The organism is Azonexus sp., assembly GCF_036170495.1.
Taxonomy (GTDB): Bacteria; Pseudomonadota; Gammaproteobacteria; order Burkholderiales; family Rhodocyclaceae; genus Azonexus.
Genome location: NZ_JAVHPH010000388.1, coordinates 1 through 1,982, shown reverse-complemented (window position 1 = coordinate 1,982; position 1,982 = coordinate 1). Strand labels below are relative to the sequence as shown.

Genomic DNA, 1,982 nt, shown 5'->3' with positions numbered 1-1,982 from the left:
CGGCGTGCAGGGCAATGGTCATCTCGACGGTGCCGAGATTGGACGACAGGTGGCCGCCTGTTTTCGACACCGAATCGATCAGGAAGGCGCGCAGCTCGGTTGCCAGTTGTGGCAACTGCTTGCGGTCCAGTCGGCGCAGGTCGGCCGGGCTGTTGATGCTTTCGAGCAGGCGGGAGGCGGTCATCAGAATTGCCGGTGGCAGATGAAATCGGCCAATTGGGTCAGGCGGGCAGCCCGTTCGCCGAAAATGGCGAGGGCGTCGCGAGCGTCGGCGCGCAGTTCGTCGGCGTAGGCGCGGGCGGCGTCGAGGCCGAGCAGGCTGACGTAGGTCGGCTTGGCGGCGGCTTCGTCTTTGCCGGCCGTCTTGCCCAGCGTGGCGGTGCTTGCCGTGCAGTCGAGGATGTCATCGACGACCTGGAAGAGCAGGCCGGCGCGCTTGGCGAAGCGGTCGAGGTTGGTGCGTTGTTCAGCCGACAGCGGTTGGCCGGCGAGGGCGCCGAGGAGCACGGCGGCGCGGATCAGGGCACCGGTTTTCAGGGCGTGCATGAGCTCCAGCTCGGGCTGGTTCAAAGGCTGGCCGACCGCCGCGAGGTCGATGGCCTGGCCGCCGGCCATGCCGCGCGAACCGCTGGCGTGGGCGAGCAGGGCGATCATTTCGAGTTGTTGCTTCGGCTCGCCGATGGCCTGGCTGGCGAGCAGTTCGAAGGCCAGCGTCTGCAGGCTGTCGCCGACGAGCAGGGCGGTCGGTTCGTCGAACTCGACGTGGCAGGTCGGGCGGCCGCGGCGCAGCACGTCGTCGTCCATGCACGGCAGGTCGTCATGGACCAGCGAGTAGGCGTGGACCATTTCGACGGCGCTGGCAACGATGTCGAGGTGGTTCGGCGTGGCGCTGGTCAGTTGGCCGGCAGCGTGGGCGAGCAGCGGGCGGACGCGCTTGCCGCCACCGAGCGTGGCGTAGCGCATGGCTTCGTGCAGGCGGGCGGGGATGTTGTCACTGCCTGGCAGGAAGCGGCTGAGAGCAGATTCGGCACGGTCCTGGGTGACGGCCATCCATTCGGCAAACGGGGTGGCGCTCACTGGGCCTCCAGCGTGCTGCGGTCGACGTCCTTGAACTGGCCATTTTCGAGAATGCGAATTTGGTCTTCAGCGTCGGCGAGTTGCGCCTGGCAGTGCTTCATCAGTTCCATGCCGCGCTTGTAGGCGGCGATGGCGGCTTCGAGCTCGAGTTTGCCGCCTTCCATGCTGGAGACGATGTTTTCAAGCTCGGCAAGGGCCGTCTCGAATTTCATGTCGGCGATGGGCTTTGTGGCCATGTTTGAGGCGATCAAGGAAACACGCGAAAATACTCTATCAAGGGGCGCTCGGTCAAATATCGGGGTAAAATACTCAGCCCTTTTTAACCCCCGCTGGAGGCTTGGAATGTCCGACTTGGCGACTTTGTCCCGGTTGGCCCCCGCAGTTTCCCAACTGCCGGTGGACTGGTATTTCGACGAGAAGATTTTTGCGCTGGAGAAAAAACTCATCTTCGATGCCGGTCCGGGCTATGTCGGTCATCAGCTCATGGTGCCGGGCGCCGGGGATTACCGTTCGCTCGAGTGGAAGGACCACGGCCAAATGCTGCTCAACGGCGGCGACGCCGGGCCGAATGCCGGCCACTGGCAGATGTCGAACATTTGCCGCCATCGTCAGGCGATCATGCTGCAGGGTTCGGGCACGCTGAACGGGCCGATTGTCTGCCCGATTCATCGGTGGACCTATGACCAGGGCGGCGAACTGATCGGCGCGCCGCTTTTTCCGCAAAACCCCTGCCTCAACTTGAACAAGGCCAAGCTGGAAAGTTGGAACGGTCTGCTCTTCAAGGGCCCGCGCTCGGCTAACGTTGACCTGGCCGGGATGAAGGTCGCGCCGGAACTCGATTTCACGGGCTACAAGCTCGACCACGTCGAGATGCACGAGTGCAATTACAACTGGAAGACCTTCAT

4 protein-coding genes are annotated in these 1,982 nt (G+C 63.8%); 1 reads left to right on the top strand and 3 read right to left on the bottom strand.

The features are described from left to right. The 3 genes from ADADOO_RS14115 to xseB form a co-directional block, all read right to left on the bottom strand. Window positions 1-184 (bottom strand): 1-deoxy-D-xylulose-5-phosphate synthase N-terminal domain-containing protein (locus tag ADADOO_RS14115; RefSeq protein WP_511278142.1); only part of this gene is annotated, 184 nt, incomplete at its 3' end. Continuing rightward, window positions 184-1,077: a polyprenyl synthetase family protein gene (locus ADADOO_RS14110; protein WP_511278141.1), complete on the bottom strand. Its 894-nt coding sequence runs from the start codon at window positions 1,075-1,077 to the stop codon at window positions 184-186. The genes ADADOO_RS14110 and ADADOO_RS14115, both read right to left, overlap by 1 nt. Next, a complete protein-coding gene (xseB, locus tag ADADOO_RS14105) occupies window positions 1,074-1,313 on the bottom strand; it encodes an exodeoxyribonuclease VII small subunit (protein ID WP_511278140.1) in 240 nt (79 codons plus the stop codon). The genes ADADOO_RS14110 and xseB overlap by 4 nt, the downstream gene beginning before the upstream one ends. 106 nt (window positions 1,314-1,419) lie before the next feature. On the opposite strand from xseB, the gene ADADOO_RS14100 reads away from it, so the two are divergent. After that, window positions 1,420-1,982 (top strand): aromatic ring-hydroxylating oxygenase subunit alpha (locus ADADOO_RS14100; protein WP_511278139.1); only part of this gene is annotated, 563 nt, incomplete at its 3' end.

Excerpts from the sequence above, each read along its gene's own strand:
- xseB (WP_511278140.1), bottom strand. The coding sequence starts at position 1,313 with ATGGCCACAAAGCCCATCGCCGACATGAAATTCGAGACGGCCCTTGCC.